Raw genomic sequence first — 24,386 nt, 5'->3', positions numbered from 1 at the left:
CGCCTAATAACTCAACTTTCGCTGATGTCCGTCCCGCGTTGCGCGGGCGATTTCAAACAATGGAACGCGTTCCCTGCGCCTTGGCGGTAGCCAGTTCCCGGGCAAGGAATTGCAGGGCGCCAGCAGCTTCGGGGCTGCCGGCTGCGTGGTTGAGGTGGCCATGCATGGCGCCGCGGGCAAGGTAAAAGGACACCGGAACTCCGGCCTGCTCCAGGTTTGTGGCGAAGAGCTCGGACGAGCCGCGGACGTCGTCGTACTCGCAGGCGACGATGGCCGTGGGCGGGAGCCCGGAAGGGTCGGCGTACCCAGGCATGGCATACGACGACGCCATACTCACCGGACCACCAACGTAGTTCTCAGCGTTCCGCACACAGTCTTCGGGGGTGAAGCGCAGATGCCTGGGCAGTGTCGCCATCACGTCCTGGTCCAGTCCTTCCGCGGGCAGCGGCAATTCTGCGTGCAGGAAGGGATAGGCCAGCAGGAGCTTCGCCGGGAGCGGTTTGCAAGCGTCCTTAAGGTACAGCGCGGCGCCCACCGCGAGGTTGCCGCCGGCGCCGGCTCCGCCCATGCACAGGAGCTCCGGATCCAGCCCCAGCCCTTCGGCGTTGCTTCGAACCCAGAACCAACCGGTCAAGGAGTCCTCGTGGGGCACGGGAAAGTGAACCCCGTCGCGGGCAAGGCGGTAGTCCACCGACAGCACCGGCGTCCCGGAGGCGGCCAGTACCCTGGCCAGATAGTCCGATTCGGGCATGTCCAACCCGCCGCTGACGAACCCTCCGCCATGGAGCCACACCAGCGCCGGTCCGGGCGTCCGGGGTGGGCCGCCGTAGATCCGGATATCCACCGGACCGTGCCTGCCCTTCGCTGCGACCGTACGGATGGGAACAGCGGGACCAACTGGTCCCGACGGGGCGTTCGGGCCTTCCGGCGCCGCCAGGTACTCGGTGAAGCCTGCATCGGATGCCGGCTTCCCGCTGGCTGCAGGAACGGGGGACTCGCGCTTCTGCGCTGTCATGGCCGGCCCAGCTTCCCGGCGAAGAAGCGGACGGCGGCGGCGAGAATGGTGTCAAGCTGGTCCTCCGCGCCGAAGAAGCAGTGGTCCCCGCCTTTGATGGTGACCACGTGATGTTCCACTCCGGCGTTGGCAAGGGCGGCAGCCAGGAGGTCGGTCTGCGAATGCGGCACCAGGGCGTCCCTGTCGCCGTGGATCAGGAGGAATGGCGGCGCATCGGCCGTCACGTAACTGACCGGGCTCGCCGCTGCCAGAAGAACCGGGTCGTTCGAACCGCCCACCAGCATGTACTCGGGCTGCAGGGGCATCCCTGCCGGAACGGCTGCGGTCAAAGCCGGCGGGAACAGCCCGGCCGGAGTATTCATGGGCGGAATGCTCAGGAGCGAGGAAACACCGTAAAAGTCAACGACGGCGCTGATGTGATCGGAATGCCCCTGGGCCCCGTGCCCGCCGCGCAGGTCGTCCCGGTTTCCGGTCAGTCCCAGCAGGGCAACGAGGTGGCCGCCGGCGGATTCGCCCCAAGCGCCGAACCGCTCCGGATCGACGCCAAGCTCTCCCGCGAATTCCCGCAGGTAGCGGACAGCCGCCTTCAGGTCGTGCAGCTGGGCCGGGAACGGCGCCTCCAGGCAATGCCGGTAATCAACCGTGGCGCAGGCAATCCCGGCCTCGTTGAGCAGGCGGAAAACGGAGTCCGGTGCGAAGGTGGGCGGCAGCTCGCGGCGGTCGCCGAGCTGGAAGGCGCCACCGTGGACCCACACCACCATCGGGACTGGACCTGTGGCTTGGCGTGGAAGCCAGATGTCCATCTTGAGCGGCCGGAAGCCGATGGCGCGGGCGTAGGTGACTTCGCGGTGCACCGACGAGACGTCCGAAACGATCTCGGGTACCCCCGGGGCGTCGAAGACGGGAAACGGCGGCACCGCTACCCGGCCCGGGCGGGCAGCGTCCGGGCGTTCGGTTCCGTAGACTTCGGTGGCTTCGTGGACACTCATGGGGTGCTCCTTACAAGCCGGGGGTTTTTCTGTCGTTCCGCTGACAGGGGCGGTGAAGTGGTGCTTTCCAGGTCCGACGACGGCGGCCGGTTCGCCGGGGAACCGGACTTCGGCAGTGGTGCCCGGCGGGACACTCGCGCTCAGCTGCAACCCGCCGTCGTCCATGGTCCAGCGCACCTGGATCAAACCTTGCGGGCCTTGATGCGTTGTAGCCGCAGAGGTCAGGCCGGCACCCGGGCGGGGCTCGATGATGATTCGTTCATAGCCGGCGCCGCCGGGTGCCTGCCGGAGTCCTGCCGTGTAGCGGTGGAGAAAGGAAACCACGGCGCCCTTGCTGTAGTGATTCAGGGACTGGTGCGGGTTGCCTTCGGCGTCGAGGCCGTTCCATAGCTCCCACATGGTGGTCGCGCCGCGGTCCACCATCACCAGCCAGGAGGGCTCCGAGTCCTGCATGAGGAGTTCGTAGGCCAAGTCCAGTTCGCCGTTATCGGCAAGGACGGGCAGCAGGTACGGCGTGGCCAGGAAACCTGTCCCCACGTGGGTGCCCGCCGCCCTTATCAGCGCGACAAGCTGCGCCGTGACTATGGGGCGCTGCTTCGGGGTGAGGAGGTTGAACGCCAACGCGCGAACGCAGTTGGCCTGGCTGGGTTGGGTGACGTGCCCGGAGGAGTCCAGGTATTCCGTTTCCCAGGCCTGCCGGACGTTCTCGGTAAGTTCCGCGAACGCGTCGGCTTCCTCGGCGTGGCCAAGGGCAACGGCAATTTTGGCCATCAGGGCGGCTGTGTTCCGGTAGTAGGCGGTGGCCACGATCCCGTGATCGGCCGAGCGGGCGGCGAACAGGTCCGGTTCGGGGCCGTCCGGTTCCATCCATTCGCCCCAGTGGAAGCCGGTGTCCCAGAGGTACTTTTCGTGCGGCGCCGGGACCGGGCTGGCGGTTGCGCAGTCCGGGTGCCGACTGGATTCAGCGGTGGTCCGGACGAAGTTCAGCCAGCGCTTCATCGCTTCCCAGTTCTCGGCAAGGATCCCGGCGTCGCCGGTGGCCAGGTAGACCTCCCACGGCACCATCACGATGGCATCGCCCCAGCCGGCCGATCCGTTGACGAAGGCCATGAAGTCCGCGGACGTGATTTCGGGTCCGGGCGATGGCGAAATGTTGGCAATCACCCCGTTTTCCCATTGGTCCGCCCGGACGTCGTTAAGCCACTTCCGTGAGAACCCGGTCACGTCGTAGAGGTACGCAGCCGTGGGCACAAACAGTTGCCAGTCCCCGGTCCAGCCGGCCTTTTCCCGCTGCGGGCAGTCCGTGGGAACCTCGCAGGCGTTGTCCCGAAAGCTCCACTGCACGATCTCGTGCAGCTTGTTCAGGCGCTCATCACTAGATGTGAAGGTGCCCAGGGGCTCCAGGTCGGTCTGGACCAGGCATGCGGTGATGTCCTGCGGCGCCAGGTCCTCGGTCAGGCCTCGCACGGACACGTACTGGAAGCCGTGGGTGGTGTGCCGCGGTTCAAACGCTTCGCCCGGTGCGCCAAACGCCGTCACCTGATCAACCTGCCCGGCCGAGAGGAACTGGCCGGGCCGGCGGAAGTCGTGCGGTCGCAGGTGGTCCAGGGTCACGTCACCGTCGGAATCCAGTGCCTCACCATAGGCGAGGGTGACCGTCTGCCCAGGTGCGCCCAGCTTTGTCAGGCGCACCCAGCCGTGAATGTTCTGGCCGAAGTCCACCACCTGGTGGCCGCTGGCAAGGCGGGCGATGGATACCGGCCCGAGCTCTTCCACGATCCGGGTTGGCGGTGCCACAGGACCGGTCAGAGTTTTGTAGCTGCCATTCCTTACGACGGCGGCACTCCCCTTGGGTGCGTGAAGTTCCTTGGGTGCCGCCCTTTCCTCGTCTTCCGGCTCATCCAGCAGCCGGAAATCCACCCGCTGCCCGGCCATCAGATCCGCGCTCCGGATCTCCGATCCCGAAATCAGCCAGGACCCGTCAGTGCCGATGACCGTCCTGCTGTCCCCGGACTGCATCTCCAACTGCGCCAGGAGCGCGGTGTGCGTGCCGTACATGTCGGCGTCGCGCGTGTAACCGAACGTTCCGCGGTACCAGCCGTCCGTGAGGACGGCCCGGATGCTGTTGGTGCCGCGGCGCAGCATCGCTGTGACGTCGTAGGTCTGCACCTGGAGGGTGGTGTTGTAGCTGGTGGAGCCAGGGGTAAGTTGCTGGTCGCCCACCCGCTGTCCGTTAAGGAACAGTTCGTAGATGCCGTGGGCGGTGGCGTAGACACGCGACACCCCGGGGACAGTGTCCAGGGTAAAGGCCTTGTGCAGGGCGTAGCCGGGGCGTCCGCCGGGACTCGGGACGGCATGCTCGTCCGGACCAATCCACTGCGCCATCCAGTCTGAGACGTACAGGAGTCCCAGCTCCACGGACATCGGTTCAGACCATGCACTTTCGGATTCCGTGCCGTCCGCGGTGGTGTTCCAGGTACGGACCCGCCACTCGAACCGGTTGCGCGATCCCAACCCCGGCCCGGAGTACGGGACCACGAGGTGCTGCGCAGACTCCACCCGGCCGGTGTCCCAGCCGTTGCTTGCGGTGATTTGGTAGGCAGCCTGCGAGATCGTTCCCTCGGGCGCTGTCCAGCCGAGCCGCGGATGGGTGTTGGTGATGCCGACCGGCTCGCGGAGGTGCTCCACGCGAAGCCGGGTGGGCGCGCCGGGGGCCAGAACAGCTTCCTCGACGCCGGCGTCGAGACTTGTGAAGGTCATGCGGGGAGCTCCTGAACGTGGAGTAGCTGGGATTCCAGCCTCGTTTCCAGGCAGCGTACGCTCACAGCACTCTTTCATTGGTTGGAATAGTATTGTGGTCTAGTTCACGGATTCCGTCCGAACTTCCGACCGTGCAAGGACAACAGGCATGACCGTCCCTTTGGACACCGATACCATCCCCACCCGCGGGAAGCGGCCCAAGCAGGGCGAACCGGTGATTGACAGGGCGCTGAGCCTGCTCGCCGTCTTCTCCGACCGCCGTCGTGCACTGACCCTCTCCGAACTGGCGCGCCATGCGGGAATGCCCGCACCCACGGCGCTGCGCCTGATTGCCCGGCTGGTTGCCTGGGGTGCGCTGGAGCGGCTCGAGGACGGCCGGTACGTCGTGGGGGTCCGCTTGTGGGAGGTGGCGTCCCTCTCGCCCCGCGGCCACGGGGTGCGCGAGATCGCGCTGCCATATCTTGAGGACCTGTTCGAGGTGACACGGCACCACGTCCTGCTGGCCGTGCGGGACAACGAGGAGGCCGTGCTCATAGAGCGGTTGTCCTCCAAGGACGCGACGGAGGTCGCGTACCGGGTGGGCGGTCGTGCGCCGCTGCGGAGCACCGCCGTCGGGCTGGTGTTGCTGGCGGGCGCGGACCAGCAGTTCCAGGAGGCCACGTTGCGGAAACCGCCGGAGAGCGAGCCCGGGGTGGAGAATATGCCCGAAGGCCAGTTGCGCCGCACCCTCTCCGATGTCCGCCGTACGGGCATTGCCATGATCCGCCGTTCCCACCCCTCCCAGACCGTGTCCGTGGCGTCACCGGTCTTTGACGCACAGGGTTCCGTGGTGGCAGCGCTGTCCATCGTCGTGCCCGACGGTTCAACGCCTCCTAACGTCCTGGCCCCCGCGGTCCGTGCCACCGCTCGTGCCGTGTCAAGGAACCTGGGCCACCTTGCCGAGGTCAGCCCCGGTGTGCGCACGCACTCCGAGGGGTGAGGCCAACGGAATATTGGTTTGTCGTGCACCGGTCAGTCCGCGCCGGAGTAGTCCAGCCGCCGTACAAGGACTTCGCCTTCGACAGCAAAGACGCCGAAGGCCCTGCCCGTAAATGCCTTTGCGGTTTCGAAGGACCAGTGTCTGCCGTCAAGCTCCGTCAGCAGCACCTCCTCTGCGCTGGAGCCGGGCGCCAAGGCACGCACGATGAGGCGGATTCTGTCACCGCCGACGGCACCGGCGCTGAAGCCAGCCGGTGGCGGGGTTGTCAGGACTGCCAACTCGACGTCGCCGTGCGGGACTGTTGTTTGCCACGTGCGGTCAAAGCCCGCGACGACGGCGCGTGCAGTGACCGAAATTTCTTCCCCGTCCTGAGCAGCTTCGATCCCGAACCAGTTGTCCTCGGCATTACGGACAGCGACGCCGCCCCGCCCGGCCCTTACATCAAGCACAGCCCGGAAGTCGATCCCGAGGTGGCGCTGCCGCTGGGCAAGGAAGCTGGGGCGGAGTGAGTGCAGGGTGTTCCCCTCCCCTTTGATGACCAGCCCGTCCGGTGTGGGGGCCGCTATTTCCGCAGGCACCCTGCGGACCGCAATCCAGGCGGGATCTTCCAGGCCTGATCCGTTGGCGAAGTCGTAGGTAACCTCTTCGCTGCGCGTCCCGGCCAGTCGAGGCAGGCGGGCGTGGGGCCAGCCATCCACCCAGTCCACCCTGGTCAGGAATGTTTCCCTGCCCAGGGGTGAGAACGCCTGGGTGAGGCCCACGGGCCGGACGCCCAGCAGGGCCATGGCTGTCCCGCCGTCGGGAAGTTCGAAAAGGTCGGCGTGGCCGGTGTTCTGGACAGGAGAGCCGGTGCCGGCAGCGGTCAGGACCGGGTTATGCGGCGCGGATTCGAAGGGGCCTTCGGGCCGACGCGAGCGGGCCACGGTCACGGCATGCCCCCTGTCAGTTCCCCCCTCCGCCGCGATCAGGTACCACCAGTCGCCGCGGCGGTAGAGGTGGGGGCCTTCGGGCGAATAGAGCCCGCTTCCTGGCCACAAGGGCCGTGGCTTTTCGAGTGCTTCGCCGGTGGCAAGGTCCACCCTCACCTGCTGAATGCCATCCGGGTGCCGGGCGAACGTCACATAGGCGGTTCCGTCCTCATCCCAGGCCAGGTCCGGGTCGATGCCGTCCACGGCCGCAATCGCCGTCCCGTCGCTCCATGGGCCTGCGGGGTTGGTGGCTGTGAAGACCACGCATCCCCGGCCGCCGAGGAAAACGGAGACGATCAGGTAGAACACGCCGTCCCGATACCGAAGGGTTGGCGCCCAAACGCCTCCGGGCGTCGGTACATGGGCTATTTCGACCTGTTGCTCGCGCGTGGCCACGTGGCCAACGAGCCGCCAGTTTTCCAGGTCCTTGCTGTGATAAACGGGTAGCGCCGGGAGGTATTCGAACGATGACGTAGTCAGGTAATAGCCATCCGGCGTGCTGACGATGCTCGGATCCGGGTTGAAGCCCGACAAGATGGGGTTGCTCTTCAATGCTGCGTGTTTACCCTGCGCCGCGAGCAGACCGATCAGGCCGTTCCACAGCCCTGCATTGTCGACCTGGTTGTGGACCACTGTTCCCGGGGCGGCCGGGATTCCAGTTGCGCCAGGCCGCGGCATAAAGGGCACCAGGACGCTGTCGCCCAGAGTCAGCGTGGCGCCCAGCTGCACGAAGGGCGGAACGTCGAGTAGGCGCTCCGCCAGCCAGGAACCGACCGGCGAGGCGGCAGCGAGATCGTTCTTCACTGCATCCAGCGCAACAGTCATCCGCGTGTATTCCTCAGCGGGGAGGCGGATCAGGGGCATCCCTGCCGCCAGCACGGCCGCTGCCGCTTCCACGTCAGTGTCGGAATTGTATTCCCCGCGGCGCGCCTCAACCAAGGTGCCGCCCACCCACACCAGCGTTGCCCGGTCAACGAGCGAAGGCTCCAACCGAAGCGCCGCGGCGATGTTGGTCAGTGGACCGCCGCACAGGATCGTGGTCCGCCGGTAGCGGGCGGAGGTATCCACGATGGCGCGCGCTGCTGCCCTGACCTGGTCATCAGTGATTCCGGTGGACTCTGCACCAGTAACAACCTGCACATCGCACCCCAAAAGCTCGACGAGTTGTTCAGCGAGCTCGCTCCCCCGTTCGGCTGTGGTTGTTGGGTCCGCACCTGCTGCCGACGCCAATCCCGGATCAAGCGGTGATGTGGTCACCAGTACCGCAACGTCCGACCCGGACCGCAAGAGGATGTGGGCAAGCGCCACGAGTCCGTCAGGATCGCCGCCAAAATCATTGTCCACAACAAGCAGCTCCGCAGAGGCCTTATCGATGCCCGTCACAGCCTGCCCTACGCTCCCGCGGTCATGGCGAGCGGGGAAGGTGCGGTGAACGCGTGCGTGCCGCCGCCGATGGTGCGGGGCTCGCCGCCGGGTAGTACGACGTCGGCCTTCACTCCGTCAGGTACCGTCGCCTCAAGGTGCAGCGCGCCGTCGTCGAGTTTCCATTCCACGCTGACTGTTCCGTGCGGGGTCTTCAGCGACGTCTTGGCCCAATCGATCCCCTCGCCGGGGACAGGGGCGATCCGGAGCTTGCTGTAGCCGGGCGCCAGCGGGCTGATACCGCCGACACTCCTGTGGAGCCAGTCTGCCACGGCGCCCAGGGCGTAGTGATTGAAGCTGGTCATCTCGCCAGGGTTGATGGTGCCGTCCGGCAGCATGGAGTCCCAGCGCTCCCACACGGTAGTTGCGCCCATGGTCACCGGGTAAAGCCAAGACGGGCAGCCCTCCTCCAGGAGGAGCCGGTAGGCTTCATCCGCGTGGCCGGTGTCCGTTAGCGCATGGGTGATGAACGGGGTCCCCGCGAACCCGGTGGACACGCGATAGTTGTTGTCCCGCACCAGTTCCGTCAGCCGGTTGCCGGCGAACTCCCGCAGTTCCGGCGTCTCCAGCACATCGAACGCAATGGCCAGCGCGTACACGGTGGTGCAGTCGCTGTGGATGGTGCCACCTGCACCCACGTAGTGTTCGGCGAAGGCTGCACGCACCCGGGCGGCGAGTGCCTCGAAGTGTGCCTCGTCGTCGTGCTTTCCCAGGAGTCCGGCCGTCTGCGCGGTGAGGCGGGCGGTCCGGTACATGCAGGCGGTGGCGACGACGGCGGTGTCGGCCTTGGCTGCCCAAGGCTGGTCGGGTGCGGCGTCGGGGTCCAGCCAGTCGCCGAACTGGAAGCCTGAATCCCACAAGCCCGCCGGTGAAAGCAGGCCTTCCACCCGGCGGGTATGGGAGGCCATCGACTCGTACTGGTTCGCCAGCACGCTGAGGTCACCGTACGCTTCCCAGAGCGCCCAGGGCACCCAGACCGAGGCCTCGCTCCAGAGCGCCGATGACTCCGGTGCGGGGAATTCCGGTGGCTGGGGGCAGTATTTCAGGGCATCCGGCACGGTGATGGGGACCAGCCCGTCCTGCGCCTTCTGCTCGGCGGCGAGGTCCAGCAGCCAGTCCTGCAGGAAGCCCTTGACGTCGTAGAGGTAGGCGGCGGTGGGGGCGAACACGGCGATGTCACCGGTCCAGCCGAGCCGTTCGTCGCGCTGGGGGCAGTCAGTGGGCAGGTCCAGGAAGTTGCCGCGCAGGCCCCAGACGATGTTGCGGTGCAACTGGTTCACCAGCTCGTTGGAGCACTCGAAGGTGCCGATGCGTTCCAGGTTGGAGTGGACCACCACGGCCTCCACGTCATCCGCCCTGAGCTCGCCCGGCCATCCGGTGATTTCGGCATAGCGGAAGCCGTGGAAGGTCTTGGTGGGTTCGAAGAGGTCCTCGGCGCCGGAAAGGATGAAGGTGTCCGTGGCCTTGGCCGACCGCAGCGGCCGGACGCCCAGCTCGCCGTCCTCCAGCACCTCGGCGTGCCGCACACTGATTGCCGTGCCGGCCTCCCCCTGCACAGTTAACCGGAGCCAGCCCACCAGGTTCTGGCCGAAGTCCACCAGGGTCCTGCCGGAAGGCGAGGTAAAGACTTCAACGGGACGGACGACGCCGGCACGCACCACGAGCGGGCCGACCGGCTCAGCCAGCCGGCCGGCGTCGAACGCCAGGGTGCGCACGCCGGTCCAGTTCGCGTCGGGGGCAAAACCCGGCTCCGCCCAGCCGCCCCCAGCGTTCCGGGCGTCGATGGTCTGGCCGTCGTACAGGTCGTTGAAGGTGGTGGCCGACGGGCCGGCCTGCCAACTGGCGTCGGTGCCGACGGACTGGACGTGGCCATCTTCGAACTCGATGTCCAGCTGGCCCAGGAAACCCAGGTCGGGACCGTAGAGGTTGTACATGCCGTGCCACGCCAGCCTGCCGCGGTACCAGCCGTTGCCCAGCTCGGCACCAATGACGGTGCGGGGTCCCACCAGGGCGGTGACGTCGTAGGTGCGGTACCGGAGCCGCCATTCGTAGGAGCTCCAGCCCGGGCTCAGGACGTCCTCCCCCACCGGGACGCCGTTGATCAGGGCTTCATAGATGCCGAGGGCGGTGGCGCGCAGCGTCGCCTTCACCACGTCGCCATGGCCCTCCTCAAGCCGGAATTCCTTGCGGAGACGCGGGGCGCCGTCGACGTCCTGCCCGGGGGTGATCATGGCGGCAAGCCAGGGTGTGGAAGTCATTGGTGAGGTGATCCGTTCTGAAGTGGAGGCAAAGGTACTAGGCGTAGTGGCAGGCGACGTCGGCCGCGCCAATGCGGCGCAGCGCCGGCCGTTCGGTGGCGCACAGCTCGGTGGCCAGCGGGCAGCGGAGCCGGAAGGGGCAGCCTCCCGGCGCGGGAACGGCGGCGGCGCCGGTGCGGACACCCAGCGATTCCCGGGCCTCACGGCGCACGGCCTGCTCGGCAGGGCGGGGCACCGGTGAGGCGGCCACGAGGGCCTGGGTGAAGGGATGTTGCGGGTTTTCGGTGACGGCGGCGGCCGGTCCGCTTTCCATCACCTGCCCGCGGTACAGGACCACCACGCGCTGTGCCAGGAACTGGACCACGGCGATGTCGTGCGCGATAAACAGGTAGCTGAGGCCCCGCTCGTCGCGGAGGTCGGCCAGGAGATTGAGGACCTGCGCCTGGGTGGAAAGGTCAAGCGCGCTGACGGCCTCGTCGCAGACCACGAGCCAGGGGTCGCAGATCAGGGCGCGGGCCACGGAGATGCGCTGGCGCTGGCCGCCGGAGAACTGGCTTGGGTACCGGTCCACGGCCTCCCGGGGCAGGCCCACGCGTTCCAGCATATCCTCGGCCTTTACCCGGGCCTCCGCAGCGGCGATGCCGCGCAGGCGAAGCGGTTCCGCCAGGGAGGTGCCTATGGTGTTCCGGGGGTTCAGGGAGGAGTTGGGGTCTTGGAATACCGCCCGCAGTTCTGCGCCCAGGTCCCGGCGCTGGGTCGCGGTAGCGGAGGTGATCTCCCAGCCCTGGTAGCTGATGGTGCCGCCGGAAACTTTCTGCAGGCCGAGGATCGCCTTCCCGATGGTGGACTTGCCCGACCCTGATTCCCCCACCAGGCCCACCGTTTCACCGGGGGCGATGCTGAAGCTGACGCCGTCGACGGCGGCAGGTGCTGTGGCTGCCCGGCGTCCGCGGCCGTAGCGGACCACCAGGTCCTTCACCTCGAGCATGGGCACAGTGGTGGCCGGCGCGGGCCCTGGGAGCTGCGTGACTGCGGTGCTCATGCCATGTCCTTTTCGGTGAGTAGCGTCTGTTTGGGGGTGATCTCGAGCAGGCGGGACGCCGGGACGTCCGTGGCCAGCCAGTCCATGCCTTCGACGGCGAGCTGGTCCGCCTTGACGCACCGCACCAGGCCTTCTCCTGCGCCGGAGGGCAGCAGCGGGACGGGTTCGAGGCAGGCGGAGCCGGCAAACTGGCAGCGGGCAGCGAACCGGCAGCCGGCAGGCCAGTCCTTGGGCTGCGGCACCTGGCCGCTGATCGTGGCGAGGCGCTCAGGCATGCTGTCCGCGTGGTTGGCGTGCGGGTCCGCGGCAAGCAGGGCCAGGGTGTAGGGGTGGCGGGGGCTGTCCAGGATGGCTGCGGTCCTGCCGTTTTCCACCACCTGCCCGGCGTACATCACAGCCACCTGGTCGCAGATGTCCGCCACCACGCCGAGGTCGTGGGTGACCATGACCACGGACATGCCGGTGTCCTTCACCAGTGCACGGAGCAGGGACAGGATCTCGGCCTGGACCGTGACGTCCAGGGCAGTGGTGGGTTCGTCCGCCACTAGCAGTTTGGGGTTGCCGGAGAGGGCCAGGGCGATGGCCACGCGCTGTGCCATGCCGCCGCTGATCTGGTGCGGATAGGTCTTCAGGATTTGGGCAGCATCAACAATTCCCACCTTCTCCAGCAGGCTGAGCGCTTCCTTGCGCGCCTCACCCTTGCCCATTCCACGGAGCCGGCGGATGGTGGCGGTGAGCTGGTAGCCAACAGTGAACATCGGGTCCAGGGCGCGCATGGGTTCCTGGCTGATGAGGGCGATCTCGCGGCCGCGGACGGCTTCCATGTCCTTGTCCGTGGTGGCGGCAAGGTTCCTGCCGTTCCAGAGGATTTGTCCGCCGGTGACGGAGACGCCGGAGGGCAGCAGCCCGAGCAGGGACAGCGCGGTCATGGTCTTGCCGCAGCCGGACTCCCCGACCAGGCCCAGGACGGTCCCCTGTTCGACGTCGAGGGAGACGTCGGTGACCAGCCGGACCCCGTTACCTGCACCAGGACTGTCGACGCCGACCGAGAGGTTGCGGACGCTGAGCGTCCCCACCGCCGTTTCTCCATCGGGGGCGCCGTCCTTCGTGACATGAACGGGGGCGGCGGCGATGGCGGCGACGGCCTTGGCCCGTTGCCGGCGTGCGGCAGTCGAAGGCAGGTGCGGCGCGGCGGCGTTGGGGGCCTTGCCCAGGGCGTTGCCGATGGCATTGGCCGACAGGACCGTGAGCGCCAGGACGGCACCGGTGGGGACCATCATCCAGGGAGCGTCGTAGACATGCTGGGAGGCGCCCTGGATCATTCCGCCCCAGCTTGGTTGTGGGATGGGCGGCCCGAAGCCGATGAACGCCAGGCCAGCCTGGATGAGCATGCCGACGGCGAAGATGAGTGCCGCCTGGACCACAATGGTGTTGGCCAGCCCGGGCAGGACGTGGCGGAGGCTGATGCGCAGCGGGCTGGCGCCGTCCACCTTGGCCGCGTCAACATAGAGCTGGGACTGCAGCGACTTGGCCTGGCCCAGGATCACCCGGTAGATGCCGGCGGACATCAGGATGCCCAAGATGGCCATGACCACGGGGATGTTGGTTCCCACCGCGCCGATCACGGCCAAAATGATCACCGTGCCCGGCAGGGACATCATGACCTCCGTGACCCGGCTGATCACGCCTTCGGCCCGTCCCCCGGCGCCGGCGGCAAGCATGGCCAGGATGGTGCCAAGTCCGACGCCGACAATCACCGTGAGCATTGAGGTCCCCAGGGTGCCCGCCGCCGCGGCGAAAATGCGGCTGAGAATGTCGCGGCCCAGTTCATCCGTTCCCAGCCAGTGCGCGGCAGTGGGGCCGGAGAGGACGGCGGTGAAATCCTGATCCTCGGTTTTGAACGGCAGCCACAGCGGAGCGGTCACCGATGCGGTGACCAGCGCGGCGAGCCACACGAGGCCAGCCACGGCGCCGGGCGAGGCGAACAGGCGGTGCCCGGAAAGTTTGGTGATGGCCGCCCTGCCGGCGTTGCGGGCGGGAGCCGCTGCCGCCGTCGTGGTTTCTGCCTGGTCTGCGGGGGCCGGAGCCATTGAAGGGATCATGAGGCACGCAACTTCGGGTCGAGGAACTTGGTTGCCAGCTCCAGTACCAGGTTCACGGCAACCACCACCACCGTGGCGATCACCACCACACCCTGGACGGCCGGGGCGTCATGGGTGCTGACCGAGGTCTGGACGGCCTGGCCCAGGCCGGGCATGGCGAATAGCTGCTCAGCGATGACGGAGCCGCCGAACAGGCCGATAAACTGAAGGGCGATGCCGGCCACGATGGGCAGGCTGGCGTAGCGCAGGGCGTGGACGTAAAGGATCTTCCAGGTGGGGGTGGCCGTGGCACGCAGCGTTCTGATGTGCTCCTGCTGCAGGGCCTCCAGCATCGACGCCCTGGTCTGCCGGGCGATGAAGGCCGCACCGCCCACGGCCAGGGTGATCACCGGCAGCGCCAGGGACAGCGCCCAATCCTGCGGTGAGACTTCGAACGGTACGTAGCCGGTGGCGGGAAAGATGGAGGACTGGACGGCGAAAAGGTAGACGAAGAGGACGCCCACCCAGAACGCGGGCAGGGCAACCAGGAGGCCGACGAAGCCGCCGATGGCCTGGTCCAGCGCTCCCCCGCGGACGGCCGCGGTGACGCCCAATCCGATCCCGAGGACCGCGCTGAGGATCGTGGCACCGGCGGCAAGGGAGGCGGTGACAGGCAACCGGCTTGCCAGGTCTGCGCTGACGGAGCGGCCATCGATGAGCGAGATGCCAAGATCGCCCTGGATTGCGGAACCGAGCCAGGTGCAGAACTGCGCGAACAGCGGATCGTTCCAGCCCATCCGCTGGTTGACCGCGTCGATGGCTTCCTGGGAGGCGCCGGCGCCGAGGGACACCGCCCCGGGGCTGCCCGGCATTGCGTGCACCAGCAGGAATGCCAGCACCGCAACCACCAGCACGGTGGCCAGCGCCATCAACAGGCGCTTAGTGATGAATAGTGCCATGGTGACCTCCATCGGTCAGGCCAGTCCCGCCGGGCGCTCCCCTCAGCGGGGGGGCACCGGGCGGGATGGTGCGGCTGTTAGTTGGCCGGAGTGTAGGACGAAAGGAGCGGGTAGGCGTTGGTGCCGGCGAACTTCACCGGGGCCACCTTCTTGGTGTTGTAGCCCTGGTTGGTGAGGGCCTCGTACAGCGGGATCATCCAGCCGGACTCCACCAGTCGGGTGTTCAGCTTGGTCGCGGCGGCCTTGACGGCGGCGTCGTCCTTCGCCGCGGCCAGCTCGCCCGTGGCGGCGCTGAGCTGGTCATCGGTGGCCTTCTGGACGTTGGTGAAGCCGTTAAGGATGGCGCCGTACATCACGCCGACGGGGTTGTCCCAGTTCAGCGGCGCGTAACCCAGGGGCGTGGTGGCGACGGCGGCGAAGGCTTCGTCGGTGGACGCTGCCATCTTCACGTTCATGGTGATGCCGACGGCGGCGAGGTCCTTCTGGACTGCCTGAAGGTCGGTCTGGGTCTGGGCGCCGGCGATGATGGTGAACTCGAAGCCATTGGGGTAGCCGGCCTCGGCCAGCAGGCTCTTGGCCTTGGCCGGGTTGTACGCGAACTCGGTTTCAAGTTCCTTGGTGAAGCCCGCCGACTCCTTGGGGAGGGCGTTCCAGGCGGGGATGTCACCCTTGTGCAGGGCATCCACCAGGGCCTGGCGGTTGATGGCGTACTGTATGGCCTGGCGGACCTTCTCCTGCGCGAACGCCGGCGCGGTCTTGCCAATCTTGTCGAAGGAGATCATGGTGTTGACGGTGCCGCCGATCTGGGACACGCCCAGGCCCTTTGACTTGGCGAAGTCCACCGTGGAAGACGTCAGCATGGCAACGTCAGCCTGCCCCGAGACCAAGGCGTTGGCGCGGGCCTGCGGGTCCATGACAATGCTGAAAACAACCTTCTTGTAGGCGAACTTTGAAGCGTCAGCGCTCTTGTCGTTCTTCACCAGGACGTACTTGTTGCCCTTCACCGTGGACGGATCAAGGGTGTACGGGCCGGAGCCGTCCGGCGTGGCGGCCAGGCTCGCCGTGTCCGTGACACCGTTCTTGCCCACGATCATGCCAGTTGTTGAGGCCAGGTTCTTTTCGAATCCGGGCTGGGGCTTGGCGAAGGTCAGGGCGACCTGGGTGGGGCTGACTACGTCCACAGAGGTGATTTCCTGGGCACCGCCCTTGGCCACGGCGGAGTATGCGCTTAGTGCGGGATCGGAGCGGCGGTCCAGGTTTGCCTTGACCAGTGCGGCGTCGAGCTTGGAGCCGTCCGTGAATGTGACATCGTCCTTCAGGGTCAGGGTCAGGACGGTATTGTCCGCGTTGTAGCTGAACTCCTTGGCCAGGCCCGGTCCTGCGGAACCGTCCGGCTGAAGGGTCATCAGGCTGTCGTAGAGGCCTTCGAAGAACTGGCGCTGCGCCGCGGAGACGCGCAGCGGGTCATAGCCGAAAGAGCCCGAGTCGCTGTCGATGGCCAGGGTCAGGGTGCTGGTATCAACCTTTGCCGTGGCCTGGCTGGACCCGCCGCCGCAGGCGGCCAGGGAACCCACCAACAGGGCACCGGTCAGGACGGCTGCACTGCCGCGTGCGGTGGAGGTCAAAAGTTTCATGTGGTGCGCCTTCGCATTCTTCTATGACTGCAACGGAAAGAAATCAGTGGGGCCGGAGGTGCCCGGCTCCCTACAAGAATCAGCCCGGGACTGCTGCACCAAACATGACAATGTCATTGATTGAAAAGATATTGTGGCGGCGGTCACGCCAGCCGACAGGATGGAAGGGAAGGCAGCGAAGCCTGGGATGCCGAGCGCGTCCATCACGAAAGGAACCCCATGACCAATCCGTTCCCCCGCGACTTCCTCTGGGGCGTGGCCACAGCAGGCCACCAGGTGGAAGGCAACAACGTCAACAGTGATACCTGGTTCCTGGAGCACCTGCCCGGGACAATCTTCGCCGAGCCCTCCGGGGACGCGGTGGACCACTACCACCACTACCGGGAGGACATTGCACTGATCGCCGGCCTCGGTTTCACCAGCTACCGCTTCTCTATCGAGTGGGCCCGGGTCGAACCGGAGGAAGGCCACATTTCCGTGGCCGAACTGGACCACTACAAGCGTGTGCTGGAGACCTGCCTGGAGCACGGCCTCATCCCGGTGGTCACCTTCCACCATTTCACCTCGCCACGCTGGCTCCTGCAGCTGGGCGGATGGGAAAGTGACAGTACCCCTGAACTGTTTGCCCGCTACTGCGACCGGGTGATGGCCCACCTGGGCCATCTGATCGGCGTGGCCTGCACCTTGAACGAACCTAACCTGCCTTGGCTGCTGGAGTCTTTCGGTATCGGTGGCGAAGCGCCGGAAAACCGCGGAACCGTGCCTATGTGGGCAGCCGCGGCAGAGCGGCTGGGCGTTGACGCCCGGACTGTTGCCCCTTTCCAGTTCTGCTCCACCGAGGAGGGCTTCCAGGTGAAGGTGGCGGCCCACCGCGCCGCCACCGCAGCCATCAAGGCACACCGCCCGGACTTGCTCGTGGGCTGGACCCTGGCGAACTCCGACATCCAGTCGCTGCCCGGCGGTGAAGGTATTGCAGACCAGGTGCGCCGCGACGTCAACGAACGGTTCCTTGAAGCTTCCCGCGGCGACGACTTCGTGGGTATCCAGACTTACGGCCGCACCGTCTACGGCCCGGACGGGCACGCCCCAGCGCCGGAAGGCGTGCCGGTCAACCAGATGGGCGAGGAGATCTACCCGCAGGCCCTGGAGGCCACCATCCGCGAGGCGCACAGGATCGCACGCATCCCGGTGATTGTCACGGAAAACGGCCTGGCCACCGAGGACGATACCCAGCGGCTGGCTTACCTGGAGACAGCGGTCGACGGCGTTGCCTCCTGCCTTGCCGACGGCATCGACGTCCGGGGTTACATCGCCTGGACTGCTTTCGACAACTTCGAGTGGATCTTCGGCTATCGGCCGAAATTCGGCCTGATCGCCGTCGATCGCACCACCCAGGAGCGCACCCCGAAGGAAAGTGCCCGCTGGCTCGGCAACCGGGCCCGGCAGGAGGACAAAGTCACGGCAACGAATCCCGCCTAATGACTAAAAAGATGACCCGGACTCGATTGGGAGTCCGGGTCGTCTTTCCGCCTCATGCCTTAGTCGCACCTACAGCCTCAGCGGAATGAAGTAGGTGCGCGTCCACACTGGGTCACGAACGCTGGTCGTAAACGCAGCCGACATCCCCTAGCCGGGGGCGTGGAAACTTGGCCAGCCTAGCGCGTGCAATTGGGCGGACACCCAATCTGACGTCAGAAATCCCGCCGGATAGTGTCCTAATGGGGACATTGGGGCCGATCGAGTTACCCAGCGCAGGGTCGCGAGAGGAAGCTACCCGGTCCTAAAGCCTGCACGACTGCCGCAAGCGTCTCGACCATGGCTCCGAGCGCACAGAGCTGCTTCTTTCCCGAAGACGCCAGACGGAAGCCATGAAGCAGACATAAGTGTGGACAGTGTCCACGCGTACTTTGGCAGGACAAGCCGCGCCTCGGTAGTCGCTCCGCGACCTGCAAAGGGACTCTTTTCGTTGCGATCGGGGCCCAAAACTGAATGGTCATGTAGTGCCCGTTACCCCGGACCATGAACTGGTGTTGGCCAACCCTGGTCAACCGAACAGAACGGAATAAGAAAGCGCCGGAACCCATCACAGCAGGCGGAGGCCCCACTCGCCAGGGACCTGTGCCCGCTACCCACACACCCGAATAGGCCAGCGCGGCAGCCAGGCCACAGCCCGCGACCCAGCCCGTCAGACGACGCGACCGCACGCTTTGTACACACGTCAAAGCAAAAAAGCCCCTCTGACGAGGGGATATGCTGTGCCCGAGGTGGGACTCGAACTGCATTCCAGCCCTTGAAAACACTGAGAACCGGGAAAAACATACGGAATCCGGGAGCAGTCCGATAGCAGTACCACCGAATCCGAACCGAAAAGTGTTGACAGTGTCAACAACTCTTATAGCTCAGCGCTTCCGACTTGCAAGCCACATCTCGAAGCTTGCTGCGTCTTTCACCTCATTGATGTGAACTCTCCTTTGAGCAAGCAACGTTGCCCGCATGGAGCGAATCTGGTCCTCGGTCACCTCACCTAATCGAAGTCCATGCCCCAAGAGGTCCCACGAGGTAATGCAGGTCTTGTGCGTAAACTCCTGAACGTGGGAGTCATCCGTGATGAAGACGGCGTTCAGGGCTCGGCGTTCTAGGATTACGACTGTCTCGGCTTCACCCAAGTGCTGATCGCGGTGATCCCCTGGCCTGGCCATGAGGGCGCGGAGGTCGCGTATCGCCCTATGCTCGTCCTCGTCCGGATAGAGCGGATCTCCAAAAACACCCTCAGCCGCTGCGGCTAGTTGCGGTAGCTTTAGGTCACCCTCTTTGCGGATACACTCCTGCCGGATTGTGGCAGTCCATTGCCCACGCTTGCGAGTCAGAGTGTCCAGCAGTGGCATGGCCGAACAGATATGGAAGTTGATGAGTACGGTTGTGTCGGGAAACAGTAGAAGCGGACCAGTCACGTCGTCGTGGTCATCCGAGCAGCGCCGAGAGTTCATCGGCACTTCGAAGCTTCCGCGGCGCCGGCTCTTCTACTTCGAGCTCGTCTGCGTCTACCTCGAGCATCCAGGCCAGCGTGTTCTTATGCATCCGTCCGGCTGCAATCGCGTTAAGGTGCCCGTCCTTTAGCCACTCCGGGAAGTGTCGCTGTGCAGCTTGCGTCATGCGCTCAGTTATGCGGTCGAGGAACGGCTGCCGGTTGCCGTTCCAGTAGTAGCGCAACACTTTCTGCGTTTTCCACTCCAGCAGCTCAATTAGATGCTGAGGAACTATAATCTGTAGCGCGCCCAGCCGATTCTTCACCGCCCCTGTGGAAACACCCCACTCCCACAAGAAAGCTGCGAACTCCGCGCGGGAGATCTTGCTCCAATCGAGGCTCTTCATCTCAGCAGCAGGTAGGAGCAATTCGGCGGCGAAAGCGTTGGCTTGGCTCTCGCACGCGTCCGTGTTTGTCTGCCCGGGCATAACACCAACGTGGCCGAGAGCGAGATGCCCCAGCTCATGCGCGAGACTCCAGTTTTCGTAGAACCAGTTTCCCGACGAGTTCAACGCAATGACGGGACGATCTGAAATCGTGAAGGAATAAGAAGTGGACAGCTGCTCGACCCGGACGACGTCCACACCAAGTCGTTGGAGCCGCAACATGAAATCAGGAACGAAGTTTGCGCCGAGACTTTCCCGAGCTTCCTGTGCTGTGCGGGGCAATGCCACCGGGGCCTGCGCATCGCCCGAGCCCTCAACTTGTTTATAGGCGAGGCAGATATCGCCCACCACGGTGGAATCGGCAACTGCTCCGGAAACGCTGCGCTGGCCGGTGTCGGAGTCATAGTCATGACGAGCGGATATGGTGATTCGGCTCGGATCGGCCTCGCCCGTGATTAAGTAGTGAAGGTCTGCGTGCAGTAATTCAGCCAAATCGGCAAGCTCGATCGCGGCCAACCCACGCTGGCCACTCAGAGCGCGACTCAGCGCGTCCGCTTTCATACTGACCTTCGCGGCGGCCTCTTTTTGCGTCATGCCGGCCTGCTTAATTGCAGCGGCGACGCGTTCCCCCATCGCAGTCATGACAAGAATTCTAATGCATAATTGGGAAAATCCCAATCGGTAACACTGAGGAGTGGCGAACTTCGACGAAGCTCATTCCTTGGTGCGTGCAGCCGGTGCAGCCGGTGGCCCGCCTGCATGCAGGTAGACGTCCATGTCCACTATCTGACGTGTAATCGCATAACTTCCCATCGCCCTGGTCAAGTTCATGCCTGGTCCGTAGGTCTACGCGGGAGTGGTCACGCAACTATAAGTGCGAGGCATAGCGCCCTTGAGTTGACGGGCGACCATCGGTTAGGTCGTCTCAGCGGCGCCTGAGATGATTCAGAGGTGTCTGACCACATCGATGACGCCATCCGTCAGGCGAACTAAACCTCCAGACGATAGAGCTCTCACGCCGCCACTGCCGGAACCTTACGTTCGAACAGTTTTTGGGCGGAGGGATGCTCGAGGAAATCACCGGTCTCCCCATCAATATGCGCAGAGCAAAGTGTCCGGTTGCCATCGGGTCGACTGGCGCGATGAACCTGCTCGTGGTGGCGACAGGCTTCTTCCGGGAGCACTGCGTGGGCTGCGACCGACGCCGTTCAACGGGCGAAGTCCCGAATCTAGCGACCTTAGTGGCGGATGAAGACTCTGCAGCTGCAGCTGAAAAAGCCGCGGAGGCCAAGCGTGAAGATGCCGCTCACGCTTTGTGGGCCGAGCGCGAGGACGCCCGGCGTACGCTTTCGGTCGGCAGTGACGAGGTTATGGCTGCCGCGGTGGCCGACATCGGTCTTCTCGACCCCGACCCAGCAGCGGAGTCTGACCTCAACGTGAGGAAGGGTGCCCTGGCTCGGTTGAATGCGCTGGCAGACGGCGTACCAGAGTTGTTCACTCGGGACGTGATCGCTGCGGCTTGCACCCTAGTCGTCAGCACCGATATCGGCGGAACCCTGTTGGAGCCCTTGCGGCGGGTTGCGATTCGGCGGCCCGCGTTCGGGGCGCACGTCGCGGCGGCCGCAGTAGCTGAGCTTCGGCGTCGCGCGTCAGTTCCGGCAGGACGTTGCCTTGCGGACCTCTCGAACCACTTGGTCCTGGAGGAGATCGACGATGCGGTGTGCCGAGCCGCGATTGAGCTCGCGGGTGGCGTTTCGCGTATCCCCCATCAGACGGACAGCGTCTCGAAGGACCCGGTAGCGCTGCTGACCCTCGCAGATCTGGTTCCCGAGCGCTTGGTCACGGTTGTGTCAGCCATGTTCCCCGCACCGCGCCTTCCGCGCAGCCTCATCCTGCTGTCGCCTCCCCCAGCCGGCCACGAGAACGCGCTTTACGACGTTGCAGCGGCCGCGGGCGCTGTTCGTGCTCTCGCGCCGACGCACTCACACTTGGCCGACCAGCTACTTCCTGGCCTGATCCGCCACCAGGCAGGAGATTCAGAAGCCCTGCTGGAAGACGACCCCGCGCGACCGTTCGTGGAGCGCGCTCTAGCGGTGTGCGTCGTGCTGGGCGTGGGCAACGTGGTCAGTGAGATCGACGAGGCCGCGCGTAGGGCACGTGGTTTCTCGGGCCAGAGGTTCGTTAGGGTGTTGGAGCTTGCGGTCGACTTGGCGTTCGCGGAGCCACGGTGGCGTGACCCGGGTGATCCACGGCCTGACGCTCCCCAAAGGACTAAGTTGACCGATGCCATCTTCGGGCTGGCTCTCAAGTGTTTGTCCGGAGCATGGGGTGACGACGCCCGCAGCGATGCTGCGGAGCTTATCAAGGACGTAGCGAACGATGATCCGAAGTACACCCTGGAGCGTCTTCCTGCGCTCTTAGGGGCTTTCCTCAGCATTCTCGAGGAATCGAAGAAGCCGCAAGTTTCCCCGTTGGAGATACTTACGGAAAATACGCGTCCGATGATTCAGGGCCTAGAGCGGATGAACCGGCGGACCGCCTTCCGTTCAGCAATGTATCGCACCCTGGAGGCCGTTGAACGAACAGCCCAAGCGGACCCGGTAACCGTGTGCTCTGCACTAGTTTCGCTCATCGACGATGAGCGAGACTCAGCAAGGCACAGCGACATCGCGTGGCACTTACTGAAGTTCCTCGGCCGCATTGGCTCCAGGCACGGCAACGAGTTCCACGTCATCCAAACCGTCCTTCCGACCCTGTACACATACATCCTTGGCTCGGAGCCACTCTTGCGGGCCGAGGCACTCGACGCCTGGTCCGAAATCGGCCGCTCCTATTCCCTGCCTTCGAGCTTGGCAGACCTTTTGCCGGCATTAATCGGCGATAAGCTCGTCGTGGTCGCCGCGGCAGTCACACGTGCAGCGATGCGACTCACCTGGACGCCAGATCAGACCCGGACTTTGCTGCAGGCCGCTTTGAAGGTGATGGCCGGCGTAGATCTTGTCAAGAACAAGGATGTGGTCAAGGAGTCCGCGCGCGCCGTCAAGGCACTCGCCCGCCGCCTCGCGAACGACCGGCTATGCGCGTGGGCCGAGGAACAAGTCCTCAACGTCGTCGAGCCGCTGGTCAGCTATGACTTGGCCGATGTACTCGACCGCTCTGGTGACTGGACCCGCAAGGTCACAGTGTCGCCTGAGATGGCGATGCTGCGGCTTCGGCAAGCTGCCGATCCCACTATCAACGACCGATTCAATGTGCACGACGACGACGAACTGTGCGATCTGCTTTCGTGCGGCGCTGGCTTGATAAATCTTCCACTCGCTCATCTGACCGAAGCCGCCGTCGGACAGGGCCCCGACCGACCGCTCGCCGCTGCAGAGTTCGTCGAAGTCGCGTGGCGTGCCGGCCGCATAGGTGACGCGCGAGCGATTCTGGGCGTGCTCCTTGCACAGACCCCAGACGAGCAGGCCTACGCCGACCATCGAGCCATCCTGTCGACGCTAGCGTCCGCAGTCGATGTCGACGCCGAAGCTGAGGCCGGAAAGGACTGCACCCTGGCCGCCGATGCTGCCGCCGCAGCTGCGTCGGCGCTCCGGGACAAACATGGTGAAGACCTCGCCACAATACTCGCGGCCTCGGTGAGCGCGAACGCGAGGGTCAAGCGTGCGCTGGTGGCCGGTGGGCGGATCGGCGGAACCGATCCGGTTGCGACACTTGAAGCTCAAGCGGCCGAACTGTCCGCGGCCGGGGCCGACCTTGCGACAGCGTCCGCCCACGCTACTCCGACTGCTGGGTACTTGCGGGCGTTCGCTTCGGCATGCGAGGTTGGCGCGCACCTGCTACGGGCAGAAGCGGCCGCGTTCGACGCACGGATGGCCGACCGAAGCGCCCACAAGGAGGCGTCGGACCGTCGCGGGCACCTGATCGCGGAAGACCTTCGGACCCGTTTCGGCGATGACGACCCACTCGCCGGTCCCCTGCGCGTTCAACTCTACGCCGCCGCGTCCGGTTCGGCGGGGGCCGCGACGGCCTCTACCCTCGACGGCCTGGCCAAGTTACCCCTCCCTGTCCCGGTGGTCGCAGGCATGAGGCAGCGTCAGGGGCCGGCAGACCTCGGCCCCGACCCGCACGGGACGACGCCCTCACTCGCTCTGGAAAATGACGGGCCGCCGGTCGCCGTCGCTCTCGCCTCCATAGACGGGAACCTTGTCACCGGCCCTGAAGTCCTTCGCGGCGGACGGGTTTACGAGCTATCCATGCGGGTGCAGACAGGCATCTGGCCCGCCTGGGCCGACCGTCTCGACGCCGAGTTCATCAGCCACATGACTGAGGACGAAATTATCAAGCCGGTGTTCGAGTGGAAGAAGGTCGACCACGCCGGCGACGGCGAGACTTATGAGCAGTCAGGGTCTCTCGTATTAAAGTTCGCGGTTACGGCCGGCAGACCGGCGCCTCCGATGCTCTTGCGCCTGACCTGGCGTGGGAAGCTTGACGGTGAACCGAAAAACCAGGCCCTCGATGTCGCCGGACACAGGGAACTTCGAGTGCGGCCGTACGACGCGACCCGGGACCGCGCCACGGAATATCCCGTGTTCGACGAACGCCTGCTTGCCATGTACGACCGCTTTGCCAAGGCTGGGTACGACCACGATCATCTCCAGGCGTTCTGCCGACTCATGACCGCAATCTGCCGAGCTGGTTTATCGATGACGTGGGAGAAGAAGTACCGCCGTGGCGTGTACGTAAAGGAGCGCGAATTCCACAACGACCTCCACGACCGACTCGTCCAAGACCCCGAGCTCGGCGGACGAGTCGAGCGCGGCACACCACTCGCTCTCGGCTTCCTAGATGTATTGACCTGAGAGGTTAGT

At 65.4% G+C, this 24,386-nt stretch carries 13 protein-coding genes; 3 read left to right on the top strand and 10 right to left on the bottom strand.

All coding sequences use genetic code 11. The annotated features are described in order from the left end of the window. Nucleotides 1–52: 52 nt before the first annotated feature. The gene (locus tag J7I84_RS19905; RefSeq protein WP_214946249.1) at nt 53–1,015 is read right to left on the bottom strand and encodes an alpha/beta hydrolase; all 963 of its coding nucleotides are present in this window, start codon (nt 1,013–1,015) and stop codon (nt 53–55) included. After that, the gene (locus J7I84_RS19895; RefSeq protein ID WP_251046871.1) at nt 1,012–4,764 is read right to left on the bottom strand and encodes a family 78 glycoside hydrolase catalytic domain; all 3,753 of its coding nucleotides are present in this window, start codon (nt 4,762–4,764) and stop codon (nt 1,012–1,014) included. Before J7I84_RS19895 ends, J7I84_RS19905 begins: the two co-directional genes overlap by 4 nt. A gap of 148 nt (nt 4,765–4,912) precedes the next feature. On the opposite strand from J7I84_RS19895, the gene J7I84_RS19890 reads away from it, so the two are divergent. Further along, nucleotides 4,913–5,743 (top strand): IclR family transcriptional regulator, encoded by an 831-nt coding sequence (locus J7I84_RS19890; protein ID WP_214946248.1) that lies wholly within the window; start codon nt 4,913–4,915, stop codon nt 5,741–5,743. A gap of 32 nt (nt 5,744–5,775) precedes the next feature. Here J7I84_RS19890 and J7I84_RS19885 read toward each other — a convergent pair whose 3' ends face one another. From J7I84_RS19885 to J7I84_RS19860, 6 genes are all read right to left on the bottom strand, one after another. Next, entirely contained in the window at nt 5,776–8,094 is a 2,319-nt protein-coding gene (locus tag J7I84_RS19885; protein WP_214946247.1) for a family 43 glycosylhydrolase, read from the bottom strand. Nucleotides 8,095–8,102: 8 nt separating this feature from the next. Next, a complete protein-coding gene (locus J7I84_RS19880; RefSeq protein WP_214946246.1) occupies nt 8,103–10,391 on the bottom strand; it encodes a family 78 glycoside hydrolase catalytic domain in 2,289 nt (762 codons plus the stop codon). A gap of 37 nt (nt 10,392–10,428) precedes the next feature. Next, nucleotides 10,429–11,433, bottom strand: a complete 1,005-nt coding sequence (locus J7I84_RS19875; protein ID WP_214946245.1) for an ABC transporter ATP-binding protein — start codon at nt 11,431–11,433, stop codon at nt 10,429–10,431. Further along, complete coding sequence (locus J7I84_RS19870; RefSeq protein ID WP_214946244.1) at nt 11,430–13,535, bottom strand: dipeptide/oligopeptide/nickel ABC transporter permease/ATP-binding protein; 2,106 nt, start codon at nt 13,533–13,535, stop codon at nt 11,430–11,432. The genes J7I84_RS19875 and J7I84_RS19870 overlap by 4 nt, the downstream gene beginning before the upstream one ends. Further along, entirely contained in the window at nt 13,532–14,485 is a 954-nt protein-coding gene (locus J7I84_RS19865; RefSeq protein ID WP_214946243.1) for an ABC transporter permease, read from the bottom strand. Before J7I84_RS19865 ends, J7I84_RS19870 begins: the two co-directional genes overlap by 4 nt. Nucleotides 14,486–14,550: 65 nt before the next feature. Next, nucleotides 14,551–16,107, bottom strand: coding sequence for an ABC transporter substrate-binding protein (locus J7I84_RS19860; RefSeq protein WP_214946242.1), 1,557 nt, complete (start codon nt 16,105–16,107; stop codon nt 14,551–14,553). A gap of 219 nt (nt 16,108–16,326) precedes the next feature. Here J7I84_RS19860 and J7I84_RS19855 point away from each other — a divergent pair, with 219 nt between their 5' ends. Then, nucleotides 16,327–17,586, top strand: coding sequence for a glycoside hydrolase family 1 protein (locus J7I84_RS19855; protein ID WP_214946241.1), 1,260 nt, complete (start codon nt 16,327–16,329; stop codon nt 17,584–17,586). 920 nt (nt 17,587–18,506) lie between these two features. Here J7I84_RS19855 and J7I84_RS19850 read toward each other — a convergent pair. Beyond that, complete coding sequence (locus tag J7I84_RS19850) at nt 18,507–19,094, bottom strand: hypothetical protein (protein WP_214946240.1); 588 nt, start codon at nt 19,092–19,094, stop codon at nt 18,507–18,509. Then, nucleotides 19,069–20,160: an ImmA/IrrE family metallo-endopeptidase gene (locus tag J7I84_RS19845; RefSeq protein ID WP_214946239.1), complete on the bottom strand. Its 1,092-nt coding sequence runs from the start codon at nt 20,158–20,160 to the stop codon at nt 19,069–19,071. The genes J7I84_RS19850 and J7I84_RS19845 overlap by 26 nt, the downstream gene beginning before the upstream one ends. A gap of 422 nt (nt 20,161–20,582) precedes the next feature. Here J7I84_RS19845 and J7I84_RS19840 point away from each other — a divergent pair, with 422 nt between their 5' ends. Continuing rightward, on the top strand, nt 20,583–24,377 hold the full coding sequence (locus J7I84_RS19840) for a hypothetical protein (protein WP_214946238.1): 3,795 nt from the start codon (nt 20,583–20,585) through the stop codon (nt 24,375–24,377). Nucleotides 24,378–24,386 lie beyond the last annotated feature (9 nt).

The sequence above is a fragment of the Arthrobacter sp. ISL-85 genome, assembly GCF_018613675.1.
Lineage (GTDB): Bacteria > Actinomycetota > Actinomycetes > Actinomycetales > Micrococcaceae > Arthrobacter.
This window is presented reverse-complemented; position numbering and strand designations above follow the sequence as displayed.

Bases quoted from the DNA above. Each gene is read 5' to 3' on its own strand.
- J7I84_RS19905 (WP_214946249.1), bottom strand. From the start codon at position 1,015: ATGACAGCGCAGAAGCGCGAGTCCCCCGTTCCTGCAGCCAGCGGGAAG.
- J7I84_RS19895 (WP_251046871.1), bottom strand. From the start codon at position 4,764: ATGACCTTCACAAGTCTCGACGCCGGCGTCGAGGAAGCTGTTCTGGCC.
- J7I84_RS19890 (WP_214946248.1), top strand. From the start codon at position 4,913: ATGACCGTCCCTTTGGACACCGATACCATCCCCACCCGCGGGAAGCGG.
- J7I84_RS19880 (WP_214946246.1), bottom strand. From the start codon at position 10,391: ATGACTTCCACACCCTGGCTTGCCGCCATGATCACCCCCGGGCAGGAC.
- J7I84_RS19875 (WP_214946245.1), bottom strand. From the start codon at position 11,433: ATGAGCACCGCAGTCACGCAGCTCCCAGGGCCCGCGCCGGCCACCACT.
- J7I84_RS19870 (WP_214946244.1), bottom strand. From the start codon at position 13,535: ATGATCCCTTCAATGGCTCCGGCCCCCGCAGACCAGGCAGAAACCACG.
- J7I84_RS19865 (WP_214946243.1), bottom strand. From the start codon at position 14,485: ATGGAGGTCACCATGGCACTATTCATCACTAAGCGCCTGTTGATGGCG.
- J7I84_RS19860 (WP_214946242.1), bottom strand. From the start codon at position 16,107: ATGAAACTTTTGACCTCCACCGCACGCGGCAGTGCAGCCGTCCTGACC.
- J7I84_RS19855 (WP_214946241.1), top strand. From the start codon at position 16,327: ATGACCAATCCGTTCCCCCGCGACTTCCTCTGGGGCGTGGCCACAGCA.
- J7I84_RS19850 (WP_214946240.1), bottom strand. From the start codon at position 19,094: ATGAACTCTCGGCGCTGCTCGGATGACCACGACGACGTGACTGGTCCG.
- J7I84_RS19845 (WP_214946239.1), bottom strand. From the start codon at position 20,160: ATGACTGCGATGGGGGAACGCGTCGCCGCTGCAATTAAGCAGGCCGGC.
- J7I84_RS19840 (WP_214946238.1), top strand. From the start codon at position 20,583: ATGCTCGAGGAAATCACCGGTCTCCCCATCAATATGCGCAGAGCAAAG.